Source organism: Polaribacter sp. PL03 (assembly GCF_033875165.1).
GTDB lineage: Bacteria > Bacteroidota > Bacteroidia > Flavobacteriales > Flavobacteriaceae > Polaribacter.
Window position 1 is genome coordinate 577,470 of the sequence record NZ_JAWZSV010000002.1, and the last position, 26,770, is coordinate 604,239.

A 26,770-nucleotide genomic window follows, 5' to 3' on the forward strand; every position below is an offset into this window, starting at 1 on the left:
TTTATTGGCAACAATAACAGGCGTTAAAACCTGTATTCCAATTTTAATAATACAAATCTTGGTACCAATCGGTATTCGGTTGTAGAAGAACCAATATCACTTATAGAAAAGTTTTTAAATTTCTCTGTATTAAATAAATTTTTTCCGCTAAGACTTAACGTTAATTTATTTTTAATAATGGTTTGTCTTGCGCTAAAATCTAAAAAATAATACGTGTTATCTTTTTCTAAATTCCCAAAATAATATCTTTCTGTTTCTAATTGAAAATCTAGGTTTTTATTAAATATAAAAGATAAGTTTAAGTAACTAACATTGTCTGTAAATGAATTTGAAATTGTTGTTTCTATCTTATTCGCCTTCCATTTAGTACCAAAATCGTAATTAAAAATTCCTCTAAAACCAGAACTTAACTCAAAGCCATAATTATAACTTTTAAAAGAAATTGTTCTTAGGTTTAAATTATTTATAATGTTTTTAAATTCACTTTGTACAAAACCTAAGTCTACTGTTAGGTTAGATGTTATACTTTTAAAGTAGTAATTTAAGCTTGTATTAATCTGTAAAAACGCTCTGTCTTTAATTAATATTTTTTTAGACTGTGCAAAATTTTGGTTTATTACTGTATTGCTAGAAAAGAAATCGTAATTTTTATTAAAAACAATAGAAGTATTTGCAAAAAATCTATCGCTCCAATTTCCTAATTCATAATTAAAAGTAAGGTTAGATGCGTTTAACTGATTAAAACCACCAGTACCTTTAGAAAAGGAACGAAAACCTGTTAAAATAAAATCGCTAAATACGTCTAACGCTTTAGCGTTTGTTGTGTTATAAGAATAAGAAGTATTTATTTTGTTGTTACTATTAATTTCCCAATTAAAACCAATACTTGGATTTATAAAAAAAGGATTTTGTTTAATTGAAGAATTATCAATATTTAAATTATTAGACAATTGATGAAAATCTAACATGGTAAAAACATCAAACTTATTAAATTTTAGTAAATACTTAGTCTTAAAATATAAATTGTTAACGCTGTAACTGGTTTCATTTTGGTAACCTAAAGGTATTCTAAAAACAGTATTATCTTCTAATAGATTAAACTCAGACAATAAGTTGTCTTTTCTATATTCATTACCAATTTGTAATTCTAATAAATCGTCATTTTCTTTACGATTTAATAAATGTGCATTAAAGCCAACAAACTGCATTTTATTTTTAATGGTTTGTGTTACATTATTAACATCTTCTGATGCTGGAAATAAATCTTCATAAAAAAATTGATTTATTTTATAATTTTGAGGAGATTCTTCTTTGATAAAACGACCCGTTAATAAAAATACATTTTTATCGTTAAATTTATTAGTAAACGTAAGTTTTTGGTCTAATAAACTATTTTTATGTTGTAAATTTTCTAAAGTAGAATTGCCATTAAAAACTAAGTTAGAAGAATCATTAAAATTACCTGTATTGTATTTTGTAGTAGCTTCTACTACTTTGGTTTTAGAAATACTATAAATTAAATCTAATTTACCAAAAGCTATTTCTTTCTTATTTAAATACTTAGAATTTTCTATATTAATAAAATTAGCATCGTTTAAGTTTACTTCATTTATAATATTCTTAAAAAAGTCTCTTTCATCTGAATTAAAAAAACCAAGTGTTTTAATTTTTAGCTTTTTTGTGGGATTAAAAATAACATTCAATGAAATTAATTCAGCATTATTAAAATGTACTCTAGATTTTTTAAAATTGGGTACACGAGTAGCTAAATTGATTAGATTATTTATCTGTTGATCATCTCCTATACTTGCAGGCTCATTAAATCGAATAGGTTTTATAAGATGACGAATATCTCCTGTGGCATCATAACCAGTATTATTAAAGTTTGAAAGTAAAATATATTTATTTTTTTTACCAAAATTCATCAAATAAGATTTCAAATGATATCTATTTTCTGCTGTAAAATTATTTCCTATTGAAATATTGCCAAACCATTGTCTTTTTGCATTGTCTTTTAAGACTAGGTTTAAAGCTACCTTATCGCTTTCTTCAATACCTTTTAAAAGTTTATTATTAGAATATTTTTGTAAAATTTGAATTTTATCTAATTGATCTGGTGGCATATTCTTTGATAAGATTTTATAACCTTTATCAAAAAAATCATCACCATCTACCATTAGCTTTTCAATTTCTTGATTACCAATTTTAATAACGCCTTCACTATCTACAGAAACTCCTGGTATTTTTTTTAATAAATCTTCAACAGTAACATCGTTTTGAGATAAAAACCTATTTACTTTAACTTCTATTGTATCTTTTTTTACTTTAATTGCTTTTTCCGATTGTACAATTATTTCATCTAGTTCAAAAGAATCTTCATCTAATAAAATATTTTTTATTATTTCTTTTGTTTCACTTTTAATAATTATAGGAATCGTTTTCACCTTATATCCCATAGAAGAAAAAGACAAATTAAAACTACCTTTATTAGAAATAGTAAAAGAATAGTTACCATCTTCTAAAGAATAAGTGTAAGAAATTATAGCGTTTAAACTGTCTTTTAAAGCAATATTTGCATAAGGTATGGCATTATTTTGCACGTCTTTAACTGCACCTTTAATAATGGTTTGAGAATGAATAGAACAGCAAAAAAGTAGAATAATTAAAAATTTATTTCCCTTCATTAAATTTCTCTATTTCTTCTTTACAATCATTACAATCTTTATCTCTAACCATAATAGGTTTTGTTCCCTTTGGTCTTTTTGCAGATAACTCTGCAAACATAATATCTATTAATTCTTCTTTTCTAAGTAAATAAGAACTTATAGATATCGCTTTCTCTAGTCCTTTTTTATCAATATTAATACTACAATTACTACTACCTAATTGTACTCTTTTAGCAACTACATGAAAAACTTTTTCTGCATCATAAAACTCTAAAATTACACCTGGTAAACCTCTTAACTTCCATGGCCCAAAAGGCACAGGTATTTTTGGCGCATACCAAGCAGTATAATTTCTTCCTCTAAAATAAATAGTTGCTTTTTTACACAAAAAGTTAGACATTTTTTTAGTTTCTGCATGTAATTTCCAAACGGCATTTAAAGGCTTTTCTTTCACCAATAAAACTTCGTCTAAATAATTGTCTCTAAAATAAAAGTCTCTTCTATTATTGTAAAAATATTTACTAGTTGTATTTTTTCTACCAGATATAAAATTTTGTTGTAATCCTTCTTCTTTTTGTTCGTCACTTTTATTGTTCCCTACTTTTTTTATACCTATCTCTTCACAAAAAGATTCTTTATTATTAAAAGTAAGCTCATAATTTTCTACATATTTATAAGAGAAATTTGTTGTAAACTTATATTCAATTTTTCCACAAAATTCTTTTTTCTGAGAAAATAAAGAAGAAATTATGAATAAACATAATATAAAAGCTAGGTTTCTTTTAATCATTTTATAAATTTATTTTAATGAGAATTAAAATGCCTGTGTAAATTAAGAAAAATTTACACAGGCAATAGTAATGATTGTTTATTAATTTGCAATAATTACTACTTCATCTAATTCTATAACTAATTCCCAAGGTGTACAAGATATACGAACACCATTTCTATAAAGACAAACTCTTCGGTAATAATCAAAAGTCGAGCTTGTTTTAACAACTTCAATTTTAGTAAGCTTTTCTGCATTTAAATTCTTTTCAGCTTCACTGTTAGAAGTAAAACTCATTAGCCCAAAAGCTAAAACGAAAAGAAAGATTACTTTTTTCATAATATAAAATATTAAATACTCCATTAAGGTCTTGAGTGGTTAGTTGTTGACCTTTAAATTATCATTTTTAAATAAAAAGATAATTTGAAAATGTTGAGATTTATTTTATGTCACACGCAACATTATGACCATCATTGCAATGATTTAGTAAACTTAAAAAATAAAATGGAATTTGTAAATACACAAATAGTGATAAATTATTACTTTTTAGCATCACTGAAATTGGTACTATTTATTATTAAAAAGCATAACTTCTGGCATTTATATACTCTTTAAAATTAACCGTAAATAATATTTATAGTACTTAAAATATAAAAAAGACTTAGAAAAAAGTTAACTGAATCTCTTATAAATAAAGAGTTATTACTTTTTAGAGTAACTGAATTCAGGGATTGTAATTATCTTATAAAAAATTTAATTTTTAAATAAAATTGAAATCTCCTAATTATAATAGCTATGTATTTAGAAAAAGACGTTCGTAAAAAGGTAAAAGAAATTATAACAAAAATTAGAAATCTAAGAAATCAAAAAGAATATTCACAAGAATATGTAGGTGATAAATTAGGTATAGGACAAGTTGCTTAACATAAATTAGAAAATGGTAAAACTAGTCTTAAGATTGAAGTTGTATTGAAACTAGCTATAATTTTAGAAGTAGAAACTAGTTATATTTTAGATTAGAGAATTATTTATTAATCTAATTTCCTCCACTTAGAATTATTGTTTGTAGAAATTTTTCTTACCGTTTGTATTAAACGCTCTTTATTTCTTGTTTTTGTATTTTCTGAATACATACTTACAATTTCGTCTGCTTTGGCATCAAAAAACAATCTAATTAAGTAATTACCAACTGTTTTATTATAGATACTTTCTAAAGAGATTACGCTATCTTCTATACTTTGCTGTGCAGAGGCTTTTGCTGATACTAAATTATCGAAGCCATTTCTATGATAATTGTATAGTAAATTTCTAAAAGGTTTTAATTTTGGAGATAATAAATTGTCTATTAATAAATATCTATTTTGTTCTCCTACAACATTTTGCCAAGAAGAAAGACCACTTTGTTGTGCTTGTAACATTACATTTTGTGCTTCTTTTAATTCTGTTTCACCACCAAACTTAGAAAAAGTATCTGCATCTAAACCTAGAATTACATTTGCGTAGAATACAATGGTAGAAACTAAATTACTATCAAAAGAATTTTTATTATAGATTAATGGATCGAATTCATTGTATTTAAAATTGAATTCATTGTCCTTTAAATTAAGTATTGGAGATGCGTAACTAGAATTGTAAACAGGTCTTGTAGATTGAACTTGAAGTGTTGCAGTAAAATTATTATTATCTCTGGAGGTTATAATAATTGTCATTGCACAATTAACACGTTCCTCTGGTTTTACAATTCTATTAGTCCATTTTGTTTGATTAACGTATTCTGTTAAAGACCTTTGTAAAGTAGTAAAAACCTGTTTATTAGAACCCGCAATTTGTTCTGAGTTAATAGTTACCAAACAGTTTAATTCTTGAGCATTCATACTAAAAACTGAAAACAATAATATAAAAAGTGATGTTATTTTTTTCATTTCAGTTATTTTAATTTAATATTCTTTACTGTTTTTGGTTATTAAAAATTATCTAATAAAAAAAAGTGAATTAAAATAAGTGAATTAAAGTTTGAATAAGAAAAGCGAGTGTTAAATTAAGAATTCTTATTTCGTAATTCTAATTACTATTTCATTCAAAATATCTTTAGCAACTTCTACTTTAGACTTTAATTCAAAAGACTTCTCATTTAAATTTTTATCTATAATAGTAACTTTATTAGTATCTGTTGCAAAACCAGCTCCTTTATCTTGTAAAGAATTCAATACAATTGCATCTAAATTCTTTCTTTTTAACTTGCCTTTTGCGTTCTCTAATTCGTTATTCGTTTCTAAAGCAAAACCTACTAAAAATTGATTCTCTTTAATATTACCCAAAGATGCTAAAATATCTTTTGTGGGTGTTAACAAAATCTCTAACGAAGAATCTGTCTTTTTTATTTTCTGAGTTGCAATGTTTTTTGGTTTATAATCTGCAACAGCTGCAGAAAGTATTGCAATATCTACGTCTTTAAAATAAGTATGAGCTGCATTATACATTTCTTCTGCAGAAACAACATCTATTCTATGTACTAAAGAATGTTTTATTTTTTGATTACTTGGGCCAGAAATTAAATACACTTCTGCACCTAAATTTGCAGCAGCATTTGCGATTGCAAATCCCATTTTTCCAGAAGAATGATTTCCAATAAAACGAACAGGATCTATAGCTTCGTATGTTGGGCCAGCTGTTAATAATACTTTTTTTCCTTTTAAAGGTAAGTTAGATAAAATATCATTTTCTATAAATGATACAATATCTTCTGGTTCTGCCATTCTACCTTCACCAACTAAACCACTAGCAAGTTCACCTGAAGTTGCGGGAATTAAAATATTTCCAAAACTTTGTAATTTTGATAAGCTTTCTTTGGTTGATGGATGGATGTACATATCCAAATCCATTGCTGGAGCAAAATAAACAGGGCATTTTGCAGATAAATAAGTTGCTAACAACAAATTATCGCAAGTTCCACTTGTCATTTTAGACAATGTATTAGCAGTTGCTGGTGCAATTACCATATAATCTGCCCAAAGACCTAAGTCTACATGATTATTCCATAATTCATTCTCTTCATCTTTAGAGTAAAAAGTAGAATGAACCGGATTTTTAGAAAGTGTAGAAAGTGTAAGAGGTGTTATAAAATCTTTAGACGCAGGAGTCATAATAACTTTGACCTCTGCGCCTAATTTTATAAATAAACGAACTAAACTAGCCGTTTTATATGCTGCAATTCCAGCAGTTACTCCTAAAAGAATCTTTTTATCTTTTAAGACAGACATTACTCTGTTTCTGGAGTTCTGTGATATACTTTACCTTTTAACCATTCTTCAATAGCCATTGCTGTTGGTTTAGGTAATCTTTCGTAAAATTTAGAAACTTCAATTTGTTCTTTATTTTCGAATACTTCTTCTAAAGAATCATTATAAGTTGCAAATTCATCTAACTTATCTACTAACTCTCTTTTTAAATCAGAATTAATTTGATTAGCTCTTTTTGCAATGATAGAAATTGCCTCATAAATATTTTGTGTAGGCGCTTCAATTTCATTCTTGTTGTAAGTAATAGTACTTAACGGTGCTTTTGTATCTTTATAATCCATCATCTCTAAATAATTATTTCTTTTGTAAATTTTCGAATTCTTTTCGCTTTGCTATTAAAGCATCAATTCTTGTCTTTTCTTTATGCAATGTTGCTAACATTAAATCAGAATCTTCTAGATATTGAGATTCAGGAAAAACTTTCTTTAACTTATCGTAAGCTCCTATAGCATCTTCAATTCTTTCTGGTTTTCTTCTATCTGTACTTTCTAAAACAAAATCATGCGCAGCTTTCAATCTAAAATACAAAGCTTCTTCTTTATATTTTGTACCAAGATAATCTTCTAATAAATTATCAAATGCTTGTATTGCTGCTTTGTAATTTCTTAAATCGTAACCTGCTGTTCTATAATATGTTTTTGCTATTTCGAAACTCTTCTTTTCTAATTTAGCTCTAATTTCTGTATAATACTGGTTTGCTTCGTCTATTTTATCTGAATTAGGATACGTATTTATAAAACTCTGAAAAGATTCTAAAGCCTTATTAGTATCTGTAGGATCTATACTAAAACGAGGTGAAGCTAACTTATAACTATATGCAGATAAAAATGCAGCCTCTTCTTTTTTAGAACTTTTAGGATAGTTTTTTGTAAAACGATCGAAATGATAACCAGCAGTTGTATAGTTTTTCTCATTAAAATTAGATTGTGCCATCATAAATTGAATACGCTCCATTTGAGGTTTTCCTCTATAAGTAGGTCTAATCTTTTCGAATAAACGTAAAGCTTTGCTGTACTTCTGAATTTCGTACATCTTTACAGCCATTTTATACTGCTCTTCTGATGTACCTTTATTTAATACTTTTTGATATTCACCACAAGAAAAAAGTAGTAAACTAAGTACAAATAAACACGCTAAATTTTTAATTTTTTGCATCGGGCAAAATTAGTGATTAATTATGGATAAATAAAACGATTTTTCACACACTTATCTGTGTTGTGCAATAACCATTACAAAACAACAAAAAAATGTGTAAACTGTTACTAAAAGTATGTTAATATTAAATAGGCTCTTCAACTACTGTTATTAACTGCTTTATATCATTATCAAAAAGATAAAAACCACTTTTATCATCTCCAATTAAACTAATTTTATCTAAAATATTTCTGGCTAATGCTTCTTCTTCTATTTGTTCAGAAACATACCATTGTAAAAAGTTTTGTGTTGCGTAATCTTTTTCTTGCAAACAAATATCTACTAAATCATTTATAGATTCTGAAACAGCAACTTCATGATTAAATAATTCTTGAAACATTTCTTTAAAAGAACCAAATTCTATAGGCGGTGCTACTAATGGAGAAATAATCGCATGACCTCCTCTTTCATTAATAAACTTAACCAATTTTAACATGTGCATTCTTTCTTCATCTGAATGTGCATACATAAATTGAGAAACTCCTTCGAAACCTTGTGTTTCTGCCCATGAAGCCATGGCCAAATAAACCTGAGAAGATTGCGCCTCTATTGTTACTTGTTTATTTAATGCGTCTTGTATTTTTGCTTTTAACATGGTCTATAAATTTTGTTTTTATGAAATCTAAAAGTTTGCTACAAAACTAGCGATTTTTGTTTGAAGTTCTGTACTTGCTTTTACTAAAGGCAAACGAACTTCATTTTTACAGATTCCTAACTCTTGTAAAACAGTTTTTATTCCTGCAGGATTATTCTCTTCAAAAATATAATCTATTATAGCCATCATCTTAAAATGAATACTATACCCTTCTTTATTTTGGCCTTCTAAACCACAATTAATTAAAGTAGAAAACTCTTTTGGGTACGCTTGCCCAATAACAGAAATAACACCAGAACCACCTGCTAATGTTATAGCTAAGGCTAAATCATCATCTCCAGAAATAACTAAAAAATCTGATGGTTTATTTTTAAGCAACTCTAAATATTGCTGCATATTATTACCAGCTTCCTTTACTCCTACTACATTTTTAAAATCATTTGCTAAACGAATTGTAGTTTCAGCATCCATATTTTTTGCAGTTCTACCAGGAACATTATACAAAATAATTGGTTTTTCTGTAGCTTCTGCTAATGCTTTAAAATGCTGATAAAAACCTTCTTGGGTTGGTTTACTGTAATAAGGTGCAACAGACAAAATACCATCAATATTACTTAAATCTGTATTTTTTATATCTTCTACAACTTGTAATGTATTATTACCCCCAATACCTAAAACTAAAGGAACTCTACCTGCATTTGTTTTAACAATAAGGTCTATAATTTGAAGTTTTTCTTCTTTGCTAATAGTTGCACTTTCTGCGGTTGTACCATTTATTACTAAATAATTTGTACCGTTTTCTATGTTGAAATTTACCAACTTTACAAGTGCATTAAAATCTACACTTAAATCTTCTTTAAAAGGGGTTACCAGCGCAACTCCTGTTCCTATAAACTTTTGCATTGTATGAATATTTAGAACTACAAAACTACAATATTAAGATTGATTTTTTGTAGGATAAATGCAATGAATAGAAAGAATACACAACTTTAAAAGGAAAGTTTAATTTTATAATTTTTTAATAATTTGAAGATACTTTTTTAACTCTAATGTAAATGCTTTTACATTTTCTGTTTTTTCTGAAATTTCTATTTGATACAACTTAGAATTTGTAGCAGAAAAACCAACTTTAAATCGTGCTTTAGACTGTAAAACAGCAGTTTCTAAAAAAATATTGTTTGTATTAAAATAACCTATTAATAAATCTAAAGGTTCTTCTAAAAAGCTTTTAAAATTAGTTTGTGTAAACTGCCCACTCCAATTAATATCTTTATTTGTAAAGTGTTTGTAAGAAATTTCATCTGTTTTATTAAACTTACGCAAACTGTAAATTTTAACGTTTCTAATTCCTAAAAGAACTTCAGTTTCCTTTTGTAAATCTATTTTAGATGTAATTTCTTCGGATGTAATAATACCAATAGTTTGTATTTTTTTTAAAGGCGAAACGTTATTCACCTCTATTTGAGACAATAACTTATTAAATTTCTTCTTTAAAATAGTTTCTTTAAATCCTTGAAAAATCATTTATAATTGAATTAGAAAAAGTTAAAAATAGTAATTATTCTTTTACTATTTAGACTAAAATAACTTCATTTAATTGTTTTACCTAAACTTAAAATTTAATGATCTAAAACAGAACATATTATTTGTAATTATTTGAAAAATAATCGTCTAAAAACTTAAATTGATAAATATGAATAAAAAACTACTTTTTACTTTTAAACTAATTGCAGCTGTAATAATGTTACAAACCTTGTTTTATAAATTTAGTGGCGCTCAAGAAAGTATCGACTTGTTTACTAAAGTTGCAGGAGAAAATGAAGCTTTCATGAGATTTGGAACTGGTTTTATAGAACTTTTTGCAGCTATTTTATTATTTATTCCTAAAAAAGCATGGTTTGGTGCTATCCTAACTATAGGTTTAATGAGTGGTGCAATTATAGCGCATTTAACTAAAATAGGAATAGTACATAATAATGATGGCGGTTTACTTTTTGGAGCTGCGATTCTTACTTTTCTTTTAGCTTTAATTATATTGTTTCTAGAAAGGAAAAAACTACCTTTTATTGGCGATAAATTCTAATGCATTATTAAATTCCATAGTTTTTTTTAGAAGATATGAACTAACAAACTGTAAACCAGTTTTGTTTAGAGTAAAAACTTAAGTTGAATTTATTATTAACAACATAAAAGGGATGTTTTTTTCAATTTACCCTGTTATTTAACATTTTTTTACTATAATTGCAATGTGCTTTAGTAAAACATCACTAATTCACAATTAACCCCTATAGATAAGTGCTTTTATTTTTATGTTTTTTTGCCCTAACAAAATAACTGTAATTTTAATAAAAGAATTGTCGAAAACAGGTAAATAATTTTTTTACGTTTTTTGCCCTAACAAAATAATGTAATTTAGATAAAACATTTACCCCTATCTGAAAAAGCAACTACTAACGTAGTTGCTTTTTTTGATTCTATAGGTTTACAACTTTCTTCTATTATCATCCGACTTTGTATCAATTAACTTATTGTAAGGATCGATACCTACTTCTGTTGGTTTTTCATCAACAATTAAAGTAATCTTATTATAAATCTCTGTTATTTTATGTTTCTTAAAGTAAAGAGGTTTCTCTTTCTTCTTTCCGTCTATTTCTTCTTCAGAAAAGATACCTAGATCTATGTAATCTGCCAAAGGAAGCGATAAAATAGGTTTACTCATCTTTTCTGTTTTATAACTTAAAGTATCGCCTACTTTTTCACCATAAAATTTCTTTCCTTTTTCATCATTTCTATATTTAGAAACTTCAAATTCTATGTCTACTTGATATTTACCATTTTCTAATTCGGTAGATTTTACCTCTACAATTCTATTTTTATAAAGTGTAATCGTTTCAAACATGTCTTTAATTACATATTTTAAAGAATCTGGCGTAACTTCTTTTATATAATTAACCATTTCTATAGAAGTTGTATAAGGCGCTTCTTGAAACTGTACCTTTTCTACATATCTTTTTAACGCTCCGTTTAACTTTTCTTCACCAATATAATCACTTAATGCATAAAGTACTAAAGAACCTTTTTGATAACGAATATAACCTTGCCCATCATTATACATTAAAGGTTTCTCTCTTTTTGTCTCGAAAGTTCTCTGCATTAAATAACCATCTAAAGCGTCTTTTAAGAATTTACGCATTTTAGGTTTACCATGTTGATGTTCTAAGACTTTTAATGAAACATATTCAGACATACTTTCAGACATCATTGTTGCTCCTAAAACATCTGCGCCAATTACTTGATGCGCCCACCATTGGTGTGCTACTTCATGAACTGTTACCGCGAAAGGGTAATCTACGCCATCTTCATTTTCTTCATCTACATCTGCAATAAAACCAAAACCTTCTGAGAAAGGAATGGTGTTGGCAAATGATTGTGCAAATGTACCTGCTGTTCTAGGAAACTCGATAATTCTTAATTGTTTATGTTGATACGGACTGAAGTTCTTCGCATTATATGCAACCGAAGCTTTCATTCCTTTCATCATTCTATCTAAATTATAATCATGTGGTTTGTGGTAATAAATCTCTAAACTAATACCTTTCCACATTTCTTTTTTAACTTCATATCTAGCAGAATTAAATGCGTAAAAATTCAATATTTTACTATCCATTTTATAATGAAAGTACTTACGCCCATCTTCTGTCCATTCTTTTTGCAAATAACCTGGTGCAATTGCTATTTGATCTTCAGAAGTAGAAACTGTTGCTTCAAAATCTATCCAATCTGAATCTTTAGAAATATAAGTGTCTCCTAAAGCGGTTGAGTCTGATGGATGTGGACGTAAATTATTTGGAAGCAAATCGTATTTCTTACGTGTTTTATTATCTATTAACTCTCCGCCTGTAGAATATCCTAAAGTAGGAAACATTGAAAAATTATTAATAAATGTACCGTTTTCTCTTATTGGAGATTTCTTTTGAAACATTGAGTTTTCTTCACTTTTTACATTAATTGTAAGTTGTAAAGTATCTCCTGGTTCAATTTTTTTATCGAATTTATAAATATCAAAATTAAAAACAGTGTCTTCTAAAACTAAATTATTTGGTTTATTAAACTCAAATTTATTCTCTAATGAATTATGATTTAAGAAAATACTATCGATTGCTTTGTCTGTTTTATTTACCAATGTATAAATAGCACTTGCTTTGTATGTTTTTTTCTTCGGATAAATATGAACATCTGCATTTACAGCAACAACTCTAGGTTGTTTATAGTCTTCGTACTTCTTATAAGTCTTCTCCCACTTTACAGCATTTAATTCTGCTTGTTTAGACGATGAATTCTCATTTTCAGATTTTGTCTCTAAAAAGATAGTAACACCCAAACTTAAAAAAGCAATTAAAACAGCTACAAAACCAACTTTATAAGGTAATTTAAATCGTTGTACTGCGGTATTTATTCTTTCTGCAAAAGAACTAGGCAAACCTCTAACCCACATTAAAATACTTAGAATTAGTAATAATGTTCCTCCTAAAATCCAATATAATTTATACCATAAATATCTTGATAAAGCAGAACCATAACCATTCATGTCTGAATAACTATAACCAGGACCTTCATTATATTTAAAGATTGATAATTCTATTCCTATTAAAGATAAAAAAGGAGTTCCAATAGCAATTATTAATAATATAAAGAAACCTAAATATTGATTTTTAACCAATGTTTGAATAAAAATTGATAGTAATGCCCAAACTAAATAGTTTAAAAATTTTAAGCCAAATAATTCTTTTATGTAATGACCAATTTCAAAATCGTAATATCCTTTATAGATTTGAAATAACATTCCAGAAATCATAATTACAGCTAACAAAACAAGTTGCATTTTTAACAATGCAATTAACTTAGAGAACAACAACGTCCAATTTGGTATTGGTGTGCTATCTACTAAATTATTTATTTTGGCAGTTCTTGCTCTTTGCACCAACATACCTGCGTATAAAAAAGTACACACATTTAAAACAAGTAAGCTAAAAACGTTTCCACCGCCTAACATTTGCCATGTTACAGGAAGTGTATCTGTACCAAAAATTTCGCCGGAACTAAATAAAGTACCAAACAGCATTAAAATACCCACAATTAGTATACAAATAAACGGTAAGCTCTTATAAATGTATCTAAAATCGATGTTAGATAATTTCCACATCGTTTTTAAGTTCTGAATAAAAGAAAAATCTTGTGTTACTTTTGGTAACGTAATTGTTGTAATTCCACTAAAATTTGTTTTTGTAACTCTTTCTCCTTTAGATTTTTTAAAAGAAATAGAAATTGCATTCTGGCTAAATTTAAAGTACTTAAAGACTAAGCCAAATATTAAAGAAGAAATTACCAACCATAATAATCTGTTATAAATAATTAATTTTCTAAACGGTACTTGTAATTCATTTTGTTCAGAAACAGTCCAATATTTTGTATAATAATCTGATGCAGAAGAACCAAAAGGATCTAAAATTGCCAATAAACTAGCTTGCTCTGGTTCAGAAAAAATACTAGCAATTGCTCCTTGTGCAAACATTAAAATAATTACGGTAATAAAACCTGCTGCAATATTTCTAGAAAAAGTAACTACAGCAAAAACTACAGCTCCAAAAAACAGCACGTTAGGTAAAATGTAAATCAAATAAGCTTCTAAATAAGGCATTATACTAAAAGCACCAACAATGTCTGAGTTTGTTCCTGGAAAACGAAAACCTATAATCATACCAATAGCAATACCTAATACAATTGCAGAAACAACTACAATACCACTAAAAAATTTTGCGAATAAATAATTTGCTTTTGTAAAAGGATACGAATACAAAATAGTATGCATTTCACTTTTAAAATCTCTGTAAATAGAAACCCCAATTATAGATGGAAATAAAAAGAAAATTAAAACCGTAAAACCGTTAAATAAATCATTAATATTAATTGGCGAGTTTACAATTCTAGAAGAACCTGTAGTTCCTGTAATACCGTCCCAAATACCCGCAGAAGTTGCAGATAAAAAGAAAGCTAATAGTAAAAATATTGATGCGTATATATAAAATAAAGGTCTGTTAAACCAATATTTTAATTCTTGTTTGAATATTGTAGAAAACATAATAAAAAAGTTTTGAGTGTTAAGTTTTAATTGATTTATTTTTTGAGTTTAATTTTAAGTTTTATATAAAATCTTAATTTAAAGCTCATAATTAAAAACTCTTAACTAGTTAAAACTGGTTCATCTTGTTTTAAAGCAATAAAATATACATCGTCTAATTGTGGTTTTGCCGCCACAAAATCATCCGAAGGTTTTATAGCTGCATGTACTCTTATATTTAAAGTATTATCTGGATTAAAGTTTCTAGACAACACGTTGTAAAGTTTCATATTTTCTTCTAAATCTTCTTTCACAATAATTTTTGTCCAAATTGTATTTTCTAATTCTTCTGTAGCTTTTTGTGGTGTTGTATGTTTTAAAATTTTACCTCCATTTAAAATTGCCATTTTATTACAAAGTTCTTTAATATCTTCAACAATATGTGTAGAAAAGATAATAATACAGTTAGAACCAACTTCTCGTAAAACGTTTAAAAACTTATGTCTTTCTGCAGGATCTAAACCAGCAGTTGGCTCATCAACAATAATTAACTTTGGGTTATTTAAAAGCAATTGCGCAATACCAAAACGTTGTTTCATTCCACCAGAATAACCAGCAACGTATTTACGTCTTACTTCATATAAATTTGTAATTTCTAAAACTTGTTTTACAATAGCTTTTCTTTCTGTTTTGTCTGAAATCCCCTTTAAAACCGCAAAATAATCTAATAAGTCTTCTGCAGACATTTTAGGATAAACACCAAAAGATTGTGGCAAGTAGCCCAAAACTTTTCTTAAAGACATATTGTCTTCTAAAACATTAATACCATCGAATGTAATAGAACCAGAATCCGGACTTTGCAACGTTGCAATTGTTCTCATTAATGATGATTTCCCAGCGCCATTAGGCCCTAATAAACCAAACATTCCTGTGCTAATTTCAATACTTAAATTATCAATAGCTTTTACTCCGTTTTTATAAGTCTTGGTTAAATTTTCAATTACTAACTTCATATTCTTGGTTTAGATGGTTTTTGCTTAAAAAATTATAATTTATGTAAAAATGAGAATCAATGGTTAGTGTAAAAGTAAGAAGTTTTGTTACAGTTTTTTGTGATTTTTTTAATGCAAATCATAAAAAATCGCTTTATTTTTACATACATTAAAGAAAAATAAACATTTATACATATATAAAATGGCAAAAGAAACAATATTAAATAAAGAATCACTTACATTTTTAGAAAAATACCTTAATAATGCTGCTCCAACTGGTTATGAATGGGAAGGTCAGAAAATTTGGATGGACTATCTAAAACCTTATGTAGATACTTTTATTACAGATACTTATGGTTCTGCTGTAGGTGTAATAAACCCTGATGCAAAATACAAAGTGGTAATTGAAGGACATGCAGATGAAATTTCTTGGTATGTTAACTATATTTCTGATAACGGTTTAATTTATGTGATTAGAAACGGTGGTTCAGATCATCAAATTGCACCAAGTAAAATTGTAAACATTCATACTAAAAACGGAATTGTAAAAGGAGTTTTTGGTTGGCCAGCAATTCATACAAGAAACAAAGCAAATGAAGAAGCACCAAAACCAGATAATATTTTTATTGATACTGGTTGTGCTACCAAAGAAGAAGTTGAAGCGTTAGGTGTACATGTTGGTTGTGTAATTACATACCCAGACGAGTTTCACATACTAAATGGAGACAAGTTTGTTTGTAGAGCGTTAGACAATAGAATGGGTGGTTTTATGATTGCTGAAGTTGCACGTTTGTTAAAAGAAAACAAAAAGGAATTGCCTTTTGGTTTATACATTACAAACTCTGTGCAAGAAGAAATTGGTTTACGTGGTGCAGAAATGATTGCACAAACAATTAAACCAAATGTTGCTATTGTTACAGATGTTACGCATGACACTACTACACCAATGATTGAGGTTAAAAAAGCAGGTCTTTTAGAAATTGGTAAAGGTCCTGTTGTTGCTTATGCACCTGCAGTACAACAAAAACTAAGAGATTTAATTACAGAAACAGCAACTGCAAAAAACATTCCTTTTCAACGTTCAGCACTTTCTAGAGCAACGGGTACAGATACAGACGCTTTTGCATATAGTAATGGTGGTGTTGCATCTGCTTTAATTTCTTTACCATTAAGATACATGCACACAACTGTAGAAATGGTACATAGAGATGATGTCGAAAACGTAATTAAAATGATTTACGAAACGCTTTTAAATATTAAAGGTGACGAAACTTTTTCTTACTTTGAATAAATAAAATACAGACACGAATTTTACGGATTATGCTATTTTTTTTTGTCATTTTTGTCATTTCTAAATCAGCTTTTTTTAAGCGATTGAGAAATGACAAGCTGACTTTAAAAGACATTATTTGGTGTAATTAATGAAATTCGTGTATTATAAAATGGATGAATTAATAGATATTTTAACTCCTGAAGGAAAACTAACAGGTAAAACTGCTTTAAAATCTGAAGCGCACAAAAATGGTTGGTTTCATGCAACTGTTCACATTTGGCTATTTACTTTAGATAAAAAAATATTGCTTCAGAAAAGAGCAATTACTAAAAAAGTATTTCCTGGTTTGTGGGACATTTCTGTTGCAGGACATGTTGGTGCTGGTGAAACTATTTTAACATCTGCAAAAAGAGAAATTTTAGAAGAAATTGGTCTAGAATTAGATGAAAAAGATCTTCTTAAAATTGGTACAAGAATTCATCAAGTAAAGCATAAAAACGGAATAAAAGATAATGAACATCATCATGTTTTTATTACTGAATTAAAAGTTCCTATATCAACTTTAACCATTCAAAAAGAAGAAGTTGATGCTGTTAAACTTTTCGATTTAGATATTCTTAAAAATACAGAGAAATTTGAAAACGTGCTACTGGCTAGGTTTCATGACTATTATTGTAGTATTTATGATAAAATTTACACAGAAATAGCACGGAAACACTCAAATTTAAAGTAAAAAAAGAGCCTTAAAAACAATACGTTTTTAAGGCTCTTTTTTATCAAGTAATATCTTTTAACTAAAGCTTATTTTTTTAGTTTTTGAAAAAATGAATTTGCCAATTTAGCTTGACTAATTAATGGCAATTCAAAATCTACAATTTTAGAAGTTGCTACAAATTCATTATTCTTGTCTTTTGCATACCAAGTAATTTGTTTTGGTAAAATAAAACCACTTACGTTTTCCCAAGAATTATATCTTATCATTTTATAATTATCTACTGGTGCTTTAGATCTAAAAGTAACTGTATATGCTAGCCATTCCATTTGGTACGTTTTAGCATTATAATACACAATATAATTATCGTCTGGCGAAGTACCTACGTTTGCTTTGTACGAAATTTTATATCCAGGATATTTTATACCTTCAAATACAAAATCGTCTACTTTCTGATACGTAATACCATTATCTGCCAAAACAAAAGGCATTGCATAAAAGTAAAAATATAAGTTGTAATAAAAAGAAGCATCTCTCTTTAAACTACCTTTAACCTCTTCTAAAGACCAAATTTCTTTTCCGTCGAAACCAAGAGAATATTTGGGTGAGTTTATTACTATTTCACGAGAATGCAAATCTGAAGTATGTACCTCTTCTTCTTTATTAAAGGAAAGAGTTTTCATTTTTCTCCATTCTTTAATTCCTCCATGCGCATCAAAAACTTTTCCTAATTCTATTGGAAAGTTCTCTTTTTCTACTTTAGCGATAGTTTCTTTACTTACCTCTTTTTTTGATTCGTTTTTGCAAGAAACACCAAGTATTACAAGTAATAATAAAAATATTTTTTTCATATTTTGATTTAAAAGTTTTTAAAAACCATTTAATTTCAAATATACCTATTTAATTGGCTTTGCAAAAAATGAATCTGCTAGTTTGTCTTTACTTATCGTTGCAGATGTAAATACTGCAGCAGGTCTTGCAGGCTCAGTTGGTACTCCTGTATCATCTGTTTTATACCAAGTAATTTCAGAAGGTAAAATCAATCCGTTTACGTTATTCCATGTACCATATTTAATTACACTAAACTTATCACTTGGCTTCTTAGTATTAAAGGTAGCTGTATAAGCCAACCATTCCATTTGATACGTTTTAGGATTGTAATATAATTTGTAATTATCGTCTGGTGAACTACCAGCACTTGCTTTAAAAGACATTTTATAACCAGGATAAGTTACACCTTCAAAAGTTATAGGAGTAATTTTTTCATAAGAAATTCCATCATCAGACAACACAAAAGGCATTGCATAAAAATAGAAGAAAAGATTATGGTAGAAAGAAGGATTTCCTTTAAAAGCTCCTTTTTCTGTTTCATCTAACCAAACTTCTTTACCATCAAAACCAATCGTATAATTTGGTGATTTAATTACGTTTTTACGTGCATGTAAATCTACAGTATGTACCTCTTCTCCTTTAGTAAAAGATAAAACCGCTGAGTTTCTCCATGTTTCAATTCCTCCATGAGCTTCAAAAACTTTTCCTAATTCTGTTGGAAAACTTTCTTCTACAACCGCTACAACTGTTTCTTCTTTAATTTCTTTTTTTGGTTCATTTTTACAAGAAATTGCAATTACAACCATTAATAATAAAAGTACTTTTTTCATAATTAGATTTATGTTTTAAATTGGATAATTTAAATTGTCGTTATTTTAAACATTACTTACAAAAAAAGAAGCCTTAAATATTAAATTTTCGATTGATAGGTGTATAAATCAAAATACCTACCTTCTTTAGCTATCAACTCATCATGCGTACCTCTTTCTGCTATTTCACCTGCTTCTATAACTAAAATTTGATCTGCTTGTTTAATTGTACTTAATCTATGAGCAATTACAATAGTAGTTCTATCTTTTACTAACTCAGATAAACTTTTCTGAATTAAAGACTCACTTTCTGTATCTAAGCTAGATGTTGCCTCGTCTAAAATTATAATTTTAGGATCTGCTAAAATTGCTCTCGCTATTGCCAATCGTTGTCTTTGTCCTCCAGAAAGTTTTACACCTCTTTCACCAATTAAAGTATCTAAACCATCATCAAAACGATCTGTAAATTCATTAACATAAGCAGCTTTTACAGCATTTTGTAATTCTGCTTCTGTTGCATTTGGTCTTGGAAACATAATATTTGCTCTTATGGTTCCTTCAAACAAAAATTCATCTTGTAAAACAACACCTAAATGCTTTCTATAACTAGAAAGTTTTACTTTAGACATATCTTGATCATCTATTGTTATTGTACCAGATTTAGGATTTAAAAAAGTTGCCGACAAACCAGCAATTGTAGATTTACCAGAACCAGAACTACCAACCAATGCTGTTACAGAACCAGAAGGAACGCTAAAGTTAATATTCTTAATAACTTCTTTTCCTTTTTCATATTCAAAAGAAACGTTATCAAAAATAACCTCTCCTTTTATATCATCTAAAACAACATCTCTTTCTTCATCATCTTCTTCTGCAGGCATATTCATTAGTTCTTCTGTTCTATCTAAACCAGCCAATGCTTCTGTTAACTGGCTACCAATATTACTCATTTGTACAATTGGCGCAACCATAAAGGCTAATAAAAATGTAAATTGAATAAAATCTCCAAAAGTCATAGTACCTTGCATCATGTAATAACCTCCAATTCCCATAACTCCTGTGGTTGCTAAACCTATTAAAAAAGTTGAAGAACTTGTCATTATTGCAGTTGCAGTCATACTTTTTTTCACATTTTGAAAAATATCATCTACACCTTTTTCAAATATTTTTGTTTCTTGTTCTTCTGCGTTGAATGCCTTTATAACTCTAATTCCGCCTAAAGTTTCTGTTAAACGACCTTTTACTTCTGCATTTATCTTACCTCTTGCTCTAAAAATAGGTCGAATGTATTTAAAAGATTTTAAGGCAATTAACCCAAATATTGATAATGGAACAAATGTAAAAAGCGTCATCCAAACATTCATTCTTAATAAAATTACAAGTGTTACTATTGCTGTAAAAGAACCACCAATTAACTGTACCAAACCTGTACCAATAAGGTTTCTTACTCCTTCAACATCACTCATAATTCTAGAAACTAAAGCGCCAGATTTTGTATTATCGAAAAAACTAATTGGTAAAGACAAAACTTTCTTCTGTACTTGGGCTCTTAATTCTGATATTAAATATTGTGCCTGAATACTTAAAACCTTGGTTAATAAAAACGAAGTAATTGCCTGAATTAAAATAGCAGCAATAACAACAAATATTACAGTATAAAGCTGATTATAATCTTTATTAGGAACTACCTCATCTAACAAAACTTTACTTTGTAATGGTAAAACAAAACCAGATAAACTGCGAATAATTATAAGGATTAAACCTAAGAAAACGATATTTTTTCGTGGCCAAATAATGGTTTTAAAAGCCTTCTTTAAAGTTACTTTTGGTTTGGTTTTACTTTTTTTTGATTCTTTGAAATGTTGCATAAAAAATAGTTGTCAATTTATATGCCACAAGGAAAAAGCATGACAGATTTACAAAGTTACAATAAACAAAAAAAACTTAAAGGCTTTAATACCGAAAGAACTTACTCTAAACGTAAATACATATAAATTAAAACTTTAACTAAAAGAAAAACGTGAGTTTCATTTTTTTTTTACATTTGGATGTCTTCCATCAAAAATATTTTGTGGAAGAGAAGAAAAAATTGCTTTCTTTCATTACAATTTAAAATTAAACTTTACGCCAAACATTGGTTTGTAATCTAGTACAAATTATTTAAAAGTAATTTTAATGCTTGCTTTTATAGCGGGTATTACAACAATAAATGCGAATACAAATATTGAAAACAATGGTTCAAAAGAATGTCATGCACAAGCATGTGAATTTATAGAATTTGCTGAAGAAATAGCAAATGCATATTGTGAAATGGCTTTTAATGCATGTAAAAATTAATCAATTTTAAACCAAAATTAGGGAAGTTTAAAACTTCCCTAATTAAAATACTTACTATGAAATTAAAAAACATCTTTTTTACATTATTTTTTTTAACAAATTTAACAGCGCTATTTGGTCAAAACGGAATTATTACATACAAAACAAAAAGGACTAAAATTCGTGAAACTTCAAATCCTGAAATGACTAGAAAAATTACAGAGGAAGTAAATAGAAGTTCATATCTTTTGTACTTTAATAAAGAAAAATCTTTTTTTAAAAAAGAAAAAAACATACCTCTTTACCCATTTGAATCAAAATTTGCTGATATTTCTACAGGTGCCAATAAAAATTGGTATCAATTTAATGGTATTAATAAAGATGCTATGTATAATACAGCAATTTTAAGTAAACAATATATTGTTAATGATAGCTCTAGAATGAAAGAATGGGAATTCTTTAATGAAATTAAAATTATTGATGGTTACACTTGCTATAAAGCAGTTAATAAAAAATTAAATACTAAATCTGGTAATTACATTACTAATATTGCATGGTACACTACAGATATACCCTTGCCTTATGGCCCTATAGGTAATGGTGGTTTACTAGGATTAATTTTGAAATTAGAAATAGATAACTTTCATTATTTAGTTGATAAAATCATTTTAAATCCAAAAAAAATAAAAAAAATACCCAATTTAAAAAAAGGAAAAAATATAGATGTAAATGAGAAAATAAGATTAATGAGAGATGCTAGAAAAGTTACTATAGACTAAAAATTATGAAAAAAAAGCATCTGATTTTATTTTTTATATTAAACTTTTCTCATGCCATTTCCTCACAAATAGTAATAAAAGGTAAAATTTTAGATGAAAATAATAAACCATTAACTGGCGCAAATATTTTAGCTTTCCCCACCAATAAAGGCAAATTAGCCCATAGCGTTAGTGATAAATTAGGCAATTATACTTTATCGCTTACAAAAAACACAACTTATAATACCTCTATAAGTTTTATGGGCTTTATAACTAGAAAGGAAACTTTAAACACTCCTAAAAAAGATAGTATTATTAATTTTATTTTAAAGGAAGACCCTAATAAATTAGAAGAAATTGTAATTAAATATAAAATTCCTGTAAGAATTAGAAAAGACACCACTACATATAATACAGATGCTTTTACAAATGGTAAGGAACGTAAACTAAAACAAGTTTTAAAAAAATTACCTGACGTAGAAGTAGATAGAAAAGGAAATGTTACTGTAAAAGGCAAAAAAGTAACGACACTTTTAATAGACAATAAAAAGTTTTTTACGGGAGATACAAAATTGGCAGTAAATAACATACCTGCAGATGTAATTGCCAAAATAGATGTTATAGAAGATTATCATGAAAATGCTTTTATGAAAGGTTTAGAAAAATCTGGTGAAATTGCCATGAACATTAGCTTAAAAGAGGACAAAAAAAAGTTTATGTTTGGAGATATCGAAGCAGGTTTTGGTATTAAAAATAGATATGTTTTACATCCTGCAATTTTTAAATATAGCCCAAAAACTAATTATAGTTTTATTGGAGATTTTAATAATACAAACAGAAAATCTTTTACTCTTAGAGATTACATAAATTTTGATGGTGGTTTAGACATGAATAACTTAAAAGAAGTTATTCAATCTCCTGTTGTAAAATTATTACGAAATCAAAATTTTACGGCTAGTAAACACAAATTTGGTGGTTTTAACATGCAACATGCTAAAAATGAAAAACTGAGTATTAGTTCTTTTTTAATTGCACTATCTGATAAAACAAATGGTCGTGTAGAGAACTTTAGAAATTATTTAATAGATAATATTACCGAAAGATTGCGCGAAGATGAAAGTAATAATCAGAATTTATTCTTAGGAAAAATACAATTCTTATATAAACCAGAAGAAAATACAAGAATTAAATATTATACAAAATTTGAAACGACTTCGATAAACCAAACCATCGAAAACAATAGAGATTTAGCTAATTCTGTAATAAACTTTAATGAAAATAATTTAATTAATTCTGATAAAATAAATTCTCATTTAAAAGCAGAAAAAAAGTTTTCTACCAACCATACATCTCAAGCAATTGTAGATTTTAATTTTAATAAAATAGATGATTCTACAAATTGGTTAACAAACACTAATATTTTCCCTAATAATATCCCTATTAATGACAAAGAGAATATAAATGTTCTAAAAAATTAATTGGAGACGCTATTTTTACGGCAGAATTAAAGTATCAAAATTACTACAGAACAACTTCAGATATAAAAAATAGCTCTTATCAATCTAATTTACTACTTCCTAAAATTGAAATGGATTGGGATATTACCAATAGAAAAAAGCTAACTTTTAAATACAATCTAACAAATACATTTCCTAGCACAAGGCAATTAATTTCTAATAATATTTTAAATAATTACAACAATATTTACATCGGAAATACCAATTTAAAAGAAACTTTTTATCACTTTATAAGTCTGATCTTTAGAAATTACAAAACCTATGGTTGGAGTTTTTACCCAAGTATTTATTATAAAATAAGAAATAATCAAGTTCAAAATATTTTTAATACTTCAACTATTTTTAATGTTATAAATCCTATTAATATAGATATTCCGAACAAATCTTTAACTTCAAATTTTAGAGTCGTTTACAATTATAAATACTGGAAAGCTACTTTATTAACAGAATATACAAATTCAAATTACGCAACATTTATAAACAACAATAAAATTAAATCTAACAATAATTCATTTTTAACACGAGCCAGTTTTAGAACTGTTTATGATAATAAACCAAATATAGATTTTTCATATTCTCAAACATATAAAGACAACACAAACTCTTTATTTAGTGCAATTTCTAATTTATCTAATTTAGATGTTGCTGTAGATTATGAGTACGAAAATTGGAAATTTAAAACTGAATATTTGTATAATTTTTATAAAAATAACGCTACTAAAAACACCAATTCATTTAACGAATTAAATGCTTCCATTTTTTATCAAAAAGAAAATAGTCGTTGGGGATTTGAATTATTAGGCACAAATATTGGCAATAACATATCTAAATTAAATTCTACTTTATCTGCAAATTTATTTTCTGAAAGAAGATCTTATGTTTTTCCTAGAACATTTGTTATAAAGGCAATCTATAAATTATAATTTTGTTTATCCATAATTCAGAAATCACCTTTATAATTAAAAAAACTTACTAGAAATTAGTTTACAATCTATTATCAATAATACTTTGCACAACTTCTGGGTTTAACAATGTACTTGTATCTCCTAAATTATCCATTTCATTAGAAGCAATTTTACGTAAAATACGTCTCATTATTTTCCCTGAACGTGTTTTTGGTAAACCTTCTGAAAACTGAATTTTATCTAACTTTGCAATTGGACCAATTCTATCTGAAATTAATTGATTTATTTCTTTGCTTAAATTCTCGTGATTTCTAGACTCACCAACATCTTTTAAAGTAATGTAACCATACAATGCACTTCCTTTTATATCATGAGGAAAACCAACAATAGCACTTTCTGCAACTGCAGGATGCTCATTAATTGCATCTTCTATAGGCGCTGTACCTAAATTATGCCCAGAAACAATTATTACATCATCTACTCTACCTGTAATTCTATAATAACCTACTTCATCTCTTAAAGCGCCATCTCCTGTAAAATACATATTATCGAATGCAGAGAAATAGGTTTCTTTATAACGTTTATGATTTCCCCAAATAGTTCGTGCAATACTTGGCCATGGAAATTTTATACATAACCTTCCTTCTACTTGGTTTCCTTTTAATTCTTGCCCATTATCATCTACTAAAGCTGGTTGAATTCCTATAAAAGGTAAGGTTGCATACGTTGGTTTTGTTGGTGTTACATAAGGTATTGGTGTAATCATAATTCCGCCAGTTTCTGTTTGCCACCAAGAATCTATAATCGGACTTTTCTTTTTACCAACATTGTCATTATACCAATGCCACGCTTCCTCATTAATTGGCTCGCCAACAGAACCTAAAACTTTTAGAGAAGATAAATCGTATTTATCTACCAATTCTGTTCCTTGTTTTGCCAACGCTCTAATTGCCGTTGGTGCTGTGTAAAATTGATTCACTTTATGCTTATCTACAATGTCCCAAAAGCGTCCAAAATCTGGATAGCTTGGTACTCCTTCAAATAAAACAGTAGTTGCTCCATTAGCTAAAGGCCCATAAACTATATAAGAATGCCCAGTAATCCAACCTATATCTGCTGTACACCAATACACATCATTTTCTCTATATTGAAAAGCATTTTTAAATGTATATGCTGTATACACCATATAACCTGCAGTTGTATGTACCATTCCTTTAGGCTTGCCTGTAGAACCAGATGTGTATAAAATAAATAGAGGATCTTCTGCATCCATAATTTCAGCTTCACAATCTTCTGACGCAGCATCTAACAAAGGTTGCAACCATTTGTCACGACCTGCTTTCATGTTTATAGTAGAATTTATTCTTTTTGCAACTAATACATTTTCTATTCCTGCACAACTTTCTAAAGCTTCATCTACAATTCCTTTTAAATCGATAGATTTTGCTCCTCTGTAAGAACCATCTGCTGTAATTAGCATCTTACAATCAGAATCATTTATTCTTGTTGCTAATGCTGTTGCAGAGAAACCTGCAAAAACAACGGAATGAATTGCACCAATTCTAGCACACGCCAAAGTTGCAATTGCTAATTCTGGTATCATAGGTACATAAATACATACTCGATCTCCTTTTTTAATTCCGTGTTCTTTTAAAACGTTCGCAAATTGATTTACTCTTTTGTGTAACTGCTTATACGTAATATGTTCTGCTGCTTCTTTAGGATCATTTGGCTCAAATAAAATAGCCGTTTTGTCTCCACGAGTTGCTAAATGTCTATCGATACAATTTTCTGTAATATTTAATTTAGCGCCTTGAAACCATTTTATTTCTGGTTTAGAAAAATCCCATTCTAAAACTTTATCCCATTTTTTTCTCCAAACAAAATGCTCTTCTGCTATTTCTTCCCAAAAATTTTCTGGCTCGCGAATAGATTTCCTATAAACTTGGTAATATTCTTCTAGATGTTTAATGTGATAATTGCTCATAATTAGTTTTGTAGATTGTAAGGGTTTAT

At 27.8% G+C, this 26,770-nt stretch carries 24 protein-coding genes; 8 read left to right on the top strand and 16 right to left on the bottom strand.

What is annotated here, in order from left to right:
* Nucleotides 1–23: 23 nt before the first annotated feature.
* The 3 genes from SHK09_RS05835 to SHK09_RS05845 form a co-directional block, all read right to left on the bottom strand.
* The gene (locus tag SHK09_RS05835) at nucleotides 24–2,684 is read right to left on the bottom strand and encodes a TonB-dependent receptor (RefSeq protein ID WP_319809838.1); all 2,661 of its coding nucleotides are present in this window, start codon (nucleotides 2,682–2,684) and stop codon (nucleotides 24–26) included.
* Nucleotides 2,671–3,456 carry a GLPGLI family protein gene (locus SHK09_RS05840; RefSeq protein ID WP_319809839.1) on the bottom strand — a complete coding sequence of 262 codons (786 nt, stop codon included), beginning with the start codon at nucleotides 3,454–3,456 and terminating at the stop codon, nucleotides 2,671–2,673. Before SHK09_RS05840 ends, SHK09_RS05835 begins: the two co-directional genes overlap by 14 nt.
* A gap of 81 nt (nucleotides 3,457–3,537) precedes the next feature.
* Entirely contained in the window at nucleotides 3,538–3,774 is a 237-nt protein-coding gene (locus SHK09_RS05845) for a hypothetical protein (RefSeq protein WP_319809840.1), read from the bottom strand.
* Between the two features lie 456 nt (nucleotides 3,775–4,230).
* Between SHK09_RS05845 and SHK09_RS05850 the strand changes: the two genes are divergently transcribed.
* A complete protein-coding gene (locus tag SHK09_RS05850; RefSeq protein ID WP_319809841.1) occupies nucleotides 4,231–4,359 on the top strand; it encodes a hypothetical protein in 129 nt (42 codons plus the stop codon).
* A 107-nt stretch (nucleotides 4,360–4,466) separates the two neighbouring features.
* Here the strand turns inward: SHK09_RS05850 and SHK09_RS05855 are convergent, their stop codons facing one another.
* The 7 genes from SHK09_RS05855 to SHK09_RS05885 all read right to left on the bottom strand — a co-directional run bounded on the left by SHK09_RS05855 (nucleotide 4,467) and on the right by SHK09_RS05885 (nucleotide 10,047).
* Nucleotides 4,467–5,357, bottom strand: coding sequence for a DUF4835 family protein (locus SHK09_RS05855; RefSeq protein WP_319809842.1), 891 nt, complete (start codon nucleotides 5,355–5,357; stop codon nucleotides 4,467–4,469).
* Nucleotides 5,358–5,483: 126 nt separating this feature from the next.
* Complete coding sequence (coaBC, locus tag SHK09_RS05860) at nucleotides 5,484–6,695, bottom strand: bifunctional phosphopantothenoylcysteine decarboxylase/phosphopantothenate--cysteine ligase CoaBC (RefSeq protein WP_319809843.1); 1,212 nt, start codon at nucleotides 6,693–6,695, stop codon at nucleotides 5,484–5,486.
* Nucleotides 6,695–7,015, bottom strand: a complete 321-nt coding sequence (locus SHK09_RS05865) for a DNA-directed RNA polymerase subunit omega (RefSeq protein ID WP_319809907.1) — start codon at nucleotides 7,013–7,015, stop codon at nucleotides 6,695–6,697. The genes coaBC and SHK09_RS05865 overlap by 1 nt, the downstream gene beginning before the upstream one ends.
* A gap of 13 nt (nucleotides 7,016–7,028) precedes the next feature.
* A complete protein-coding gene (locus SHK09_RS05870) occupies nucleotides 7,029–7,889 on the bottom strand; it encodes an outer membrane protein assembly factor BamD (RefSeq protein ID WP_319809844.1) in 861 nt (286 codons plus the stop codon).
* A gap of 124 nt (nucleotides 7,890–8,013) precedes the next feature.
* Nucleotides 8,014–8,523 (bottom strand): ferritin, encoded by a 510-nt coding sequence (locus SHK09_RS05875; protein ID WP_319809845.1) that lies wholly within the window; start codon nucleotides 8,521–8,523, stop codon nucleotides 8,014–8,016.
* A 27-nt stretch (nucleotides 8,524–8,550) separates the two neighbouring features.
* Nucleotides 8,551–9,426, bottom strand: coding sequence for a 4-hydroxy-tetrahydrodipicolinate synthase (gene dapA, locus SHK09_RS05880; RefSeq protein ID WP_319809846.1), 876 nt, complete (start codon nucleotides 9,424–9,426; stop codon nucleotides 8,551–8,553).
* A gap of 105 nt (nucleotides 9,427–9,531) precedes the next feature.
* A complete protein-coding gene (locus SHK09_RS05885; RefSeq protein ID WP_319809847.1) occupies nucleotides 9,532–10,047 on the bottom strand; it encodes a DUF6913 domain-containing protein in 516 nt (171 codons plus the stop codon).
* Nucleotides 10,048–10,216: 169 nt separating this feature from the next.
* Between SHK09_RS05885 and SHK09_RS05890 the strand changes: the two genes are divergently transcribed.
* Nucleotides 10,217–10,606 (top strand): DoxX family membrane protein, encoded by a 390-nt coding sequence (locus tag SHK09_RS05890; protein ID WP_319809848.1) that lies wholly within the window; start codon nucleotides 10,217–10,219, stop codon nucleotides 10,604–10,606.
* 399 nt (nucleotides 10,607–11,005) lie between these two features.
* Here SHK09_RS05890 and SHK09_RS05895 read toward each other — a convergent pair whose 3' ends face one another.
* Nucleotides 11,006–14,662 (bottom strand): ABC transporter permease/M1 family aminopeptidase, encoded by a 3,657-nt coding sequence (locus SHK09_RS05895; protein ID WP_319809849.1) that lies wholly within the window; start codon nucleotides 14,660–14,662, stop codon nucleotides 11,006–11,008.
* Nucleotides 14,663–14,763: 101 nt separating this feature from the next.
* Entirely contained in the window at nucleotides 14,764–15,654 is an 891-nt protein-coding gene (locus tag SHK09_RS05900) for an ABC transporter ATP-binding protein (protein ID WP_319809850.1), read from the bottom strand.
* Between the two features lie 181 nt (nucleotides 15,655–15,835).
* Here SHK09_RS05900 and SHK09_RS05905 point away from each other — a divergent pair, with 181 nt between their 5' ends.
* Nucleotides 15,836–16,924, top strand: a complete 1,089-nt coding sequence (locus SHK09_RS05905; protein WP_319809851.1) for a M42 family metallopeptidase — start codon at nucleotides 15,836–15,838, stop codon at nucleotides 16,922–16,924.
* Between the two features lie 151 nt (nucleotides 16,925–17,075).
* Nucleotides 17,076–17,639: an NUDIX hydrolase gene (locus SHK09_RS05910; protein ID WP_319809852.1), complete on the top strand. Its 564-nt coding sequence runs from the start codon at nucleotides 17,076–17,078 to the stop codon at nucleotides 17,637–17,639.
* A 68-nt stretch (nucleotides 17,640–17,707) separates the two neighbouring features.
* On the opposite strand, the gene SHK09_RS05915 is transcribed toward SHK09_RS05910, so the two are convergent.
* From SHK09_RS05915 to SHK09_RS05925, 3 genes are all read right to left on the bottom strand, one after another.
* Nucleotides 17,708–18,469, bottom strand: a complete 762-nt coding sequence (locus tag SHK09_RS05915) for a DUF6503 family protein (protein ID WP_319809853.1) — start codon at nucleotides 18,467–18,469, stop codon at nucleotides 17,708–17,710.
* Nucleotides 18,470–18,514: 45 nt separating this feature from the next.
* A complete protein-coding gene (locus tag SHK09_RS05920; RefSeq protein ID WP_319809854.1) occupies nucleotides 18,515–19,279 on the bottom strand; it encodes a DUF6503 family protein in 765 nt (254 codons plus the stop codon).
* A gap of 80 nt (nucleotides 19,280–19,359) precedes the next feature.
* Nucleotides 19,360–21,126 (bottom strand): ABC transporter ATP-binding protein, encoded by a 1,767-nt coding sequence (locus SHK09_RS05925; protein ID WP_319809855.1) that lies wholly within the window; start codon nucleotides 21,124–21,126, stop codon nucleotides 19,360–19,362.
* 307 nt (nucleotides 21,127–21,433) lie between these two features.
* Here SHK09_RS05925 and SHK09_RS05930 point away from each other — a divergent pair, with 307 nt between their 5' ends.
* The 4 genes from SHK09_RS05930 (at nucleotide 21,434) to SHK09_RS05945 (ending at nucleotide 24,772) form a co-directional block, all read left to right on the top strand.
* On the top strand, nucleotides 21,434–21,595 hold the full coding sequence (locus tag SHK09_RS05930; protein WP_319809856.1) for a hypothetical protein: 162 nt from the start codon (nucleotides 21,434–21,436) through the stop codon (nucleotides 21,593–21,595).
* A 56-nt stretch (nucleotides 21,596–21,651) separates the two neighbouring features.
* Entirely contained in the window at nucleotides 21,652–22,353 is a 702-nt protein-coding gene (locus SHK09_RS05935; RefSeq protein WP_319809857.1) for a GLPGLI family protein, read from the top strand.
* A gap of 5 nt (nucleotides 22,354–22,358) precedes the next feature.
* Nucleotides 22,359–23,810, top strand: a complete 1,452-nt coding sequence (locus SHK09_RS05940) for a carboxypeptidase-like regulatory domain-containing protein (protein WP_319809858.1) — start codon at nucleotides 22,359–22,361, stop codon at nucleotides 23,808–23,810.
* A gap of 110 nt (nucleotides 23,811–23,920) precedes the next feature.
* Nucleotides 23,921–24,772 (top strand): hypothetical protein, encoded by an 852-nt coding sequence (locus SHK09_RS05945; RefSeq protein ID WP_319809859.1) that lies wholly within the window; start codon nucleotides 23,921–23,923, stop codon nucleotides 24,770–24,772.
* 61 nt (nucleotides 24,773–24,833) lie between these two features.
* Here the strand turns inward: SHK09_RS05945 and acs are convergent, their stop codons facing one another.
* On the bottom strand, nucleotides 24,834–26,741 hold the full coding sequence (gene acs, locus SHK09_RS05950) for an acetate--CoA ligase (protein ID WP_319809860.1): 1,908 nt from the start codon (nucleotides 26,739–26,741) through the stop codon (nucleotides 24,834–24,836).
* Nucleotides 26,742–26,770 lie beyond the last annotated feature (29 nt).

Excerpts from the sequence above, each read along its gene's own strand:
- SHK09_RS05835 (WP_319809838.1), bottom strand. The coding sequence starts at position 2,684 with ATGAAGGGAAATAAATTTTTAATTATTCTACTTTTTTGCTGTTCTATT.
- SHK09_RS05840 (WP_319809839.1), bottom strand. The coding sequence starts at position 3,456 with ATGATTAAAAGAAACCTAGCTTTTATATTATGTTTATTCATAATTTCT.
- SHK09_RS05845 (WP_319809840.1), bottom strand. The coding sequence starts at position 3,774 with ATGAAAAAAGTAATCTTTCTTTTCGTTTTAGCTTTTGGGCTAATGAGT.
- SHK09_RS05850 (WP_319809841.1), top strand. The coding sequence starts at position 4,231 with ATGTATTTAGAAAAAGACGTTCGTAAAAAGGTAAAAGAAATTATAACA.
- SHK09_RS05855 (WP_319809842.1), bottom strand. The coding sequence starts at position 5,357 with ATGAAAAAAATAACATCACTTTTTATATTATTGTTTTCAGTTTTTAGT.
- coaBC (WP_319809843.1), bottom strand. The coding sequence starts at position 6,695 with ATGTCTGTCTTAAAAGATAAAAAGATTCTTTTAGGAGTAACTGCTGGA.
- SHK09_RS05865 (WP_319809907.1), bottom strand. The coding sequence starts at position 7,015 with ATGGATTATAAAGATACAAAAGCACCGTTAAGTACTATTACTTACAAC.
- SHK09_RS05870 (WP_319809844.1), bottom strand. The coding sequence starts at position 7,889 with ATGCAAAAAATTAAAAATTTAGCGTGTTTATTTGTACTTAGTTTACTA.
- SHK09_RS05875 (WP_319809845.1), bottom strand. The coding sequence starts at position 8,523 with ATGTTAAAAGCAAAAATACAAGACGCATTAAATAAACAAGTAACAATA.
- dapA (WP_319809846.1), bottom strand. The coding sequence starts at position 9,426 with ATGCAAAAGTTTATAGGAACAGGAGTTGCGCTGGTAACCCCTTTTAAA.
- SHK09_RS05885 (WP_319809847.1), bottom strand. The coding sequence starts at position 10,047 with ATGATTTTTCAAGGATTTAAAGAAACTATTTTAAAGAAGAAATTTAAT.
- SHK09_RS05890 (WP_319809848.1), top strand. The coding sequence starts at position 10,217 with ATGAATAAAAAACTACTTTTTACTTTTAAACTAATTGCAGCTGTAATA.
- SHK09_RS05895 (WP_319809849.1), bottom strand. The coding sequence starts at position 14,662 with ATGTTTTCTACAATATTCAAACAAGAATTAAAATATTGGTTTAACAGA.
- SHK09_RS05900 (WP_319809850.1), bottom strand. The coding sequence starts at position 15,654 with ATGAAGTTAGTAATTGAAAATTTAACCAAGACTTATAAAAACGGAGTA.
- SHK09_RS05905 (WP_319809851.1), top strand. The coding sequence starts at position 15,836 with ATGGCAAAAGAAACAATATTAAATAAAGAATCACTTACATTTTTAGAA.
- SHK09_RS05910 (WP_319809852.1), top strand. The coding sequence starts at position 17,076 with ATGGATGAATTAATAGATATTTTAACTCCTGAAGGAAAACTAACAGGT.
- SHK09_RS05915 (WP_319809853.1), bottom strand. The coding sequence starts at position 18,469 with ATGAAAAAAATATTTTTATTATTACTTGTAATACTTGGTGTTTCTTGC.
- SHK09_RS05920 (WP_319809854.1), bottom strand. The coding sequence starts at position 19,279 with ATGAAAAAAGTACTTTTATTATTAATGGTTGTAATTGCAATTTCTTGT.
- SHK09_RS05925 (WP_319809855.1), bottom strand. The coding sequence starts at position 21,126 with ATGCAACATTTCAAAGAATCAAAAAAAAGTAAAACCAAACCAAAAGTA.
- SHK09_RS05930 (WP_319809856.1), top strand. The coding sequence starts at position 21,434 with ATGCTTGCTTTTATAGCGGGTATTACAACAATAAATGCGAATACAAAT.
- SHK09_RS05935 (WP_319809857.1), top strand. The coding sequence starts at position 21,652 with ATGAAATTAAAAAACATCTTTTTTACATTATTTTTTTTAACAAATTTA.
- SHK09_RS05940 (WP_319809858.1), top strand. The coding sequence starts at position 22,359 with ATGAAAAAAAAGCATCTGATTTTATTTTTTATATTAAACTTTTCTCAT.
- SHK09_RS05945 (WP_319809859.1), top strand. The coding sequence starts at position 23,921 with ATGGATTGGGATATTACCAATAGAAAAAAGCTAACTTTTAAATACAAT.
- acs (WP_319809860.1), bottom strand. The coding sequence starts at position 26,741 with ATGAGCAATTATCACATTAAACATCTAGAAGAATATTACCAAGTTTAT.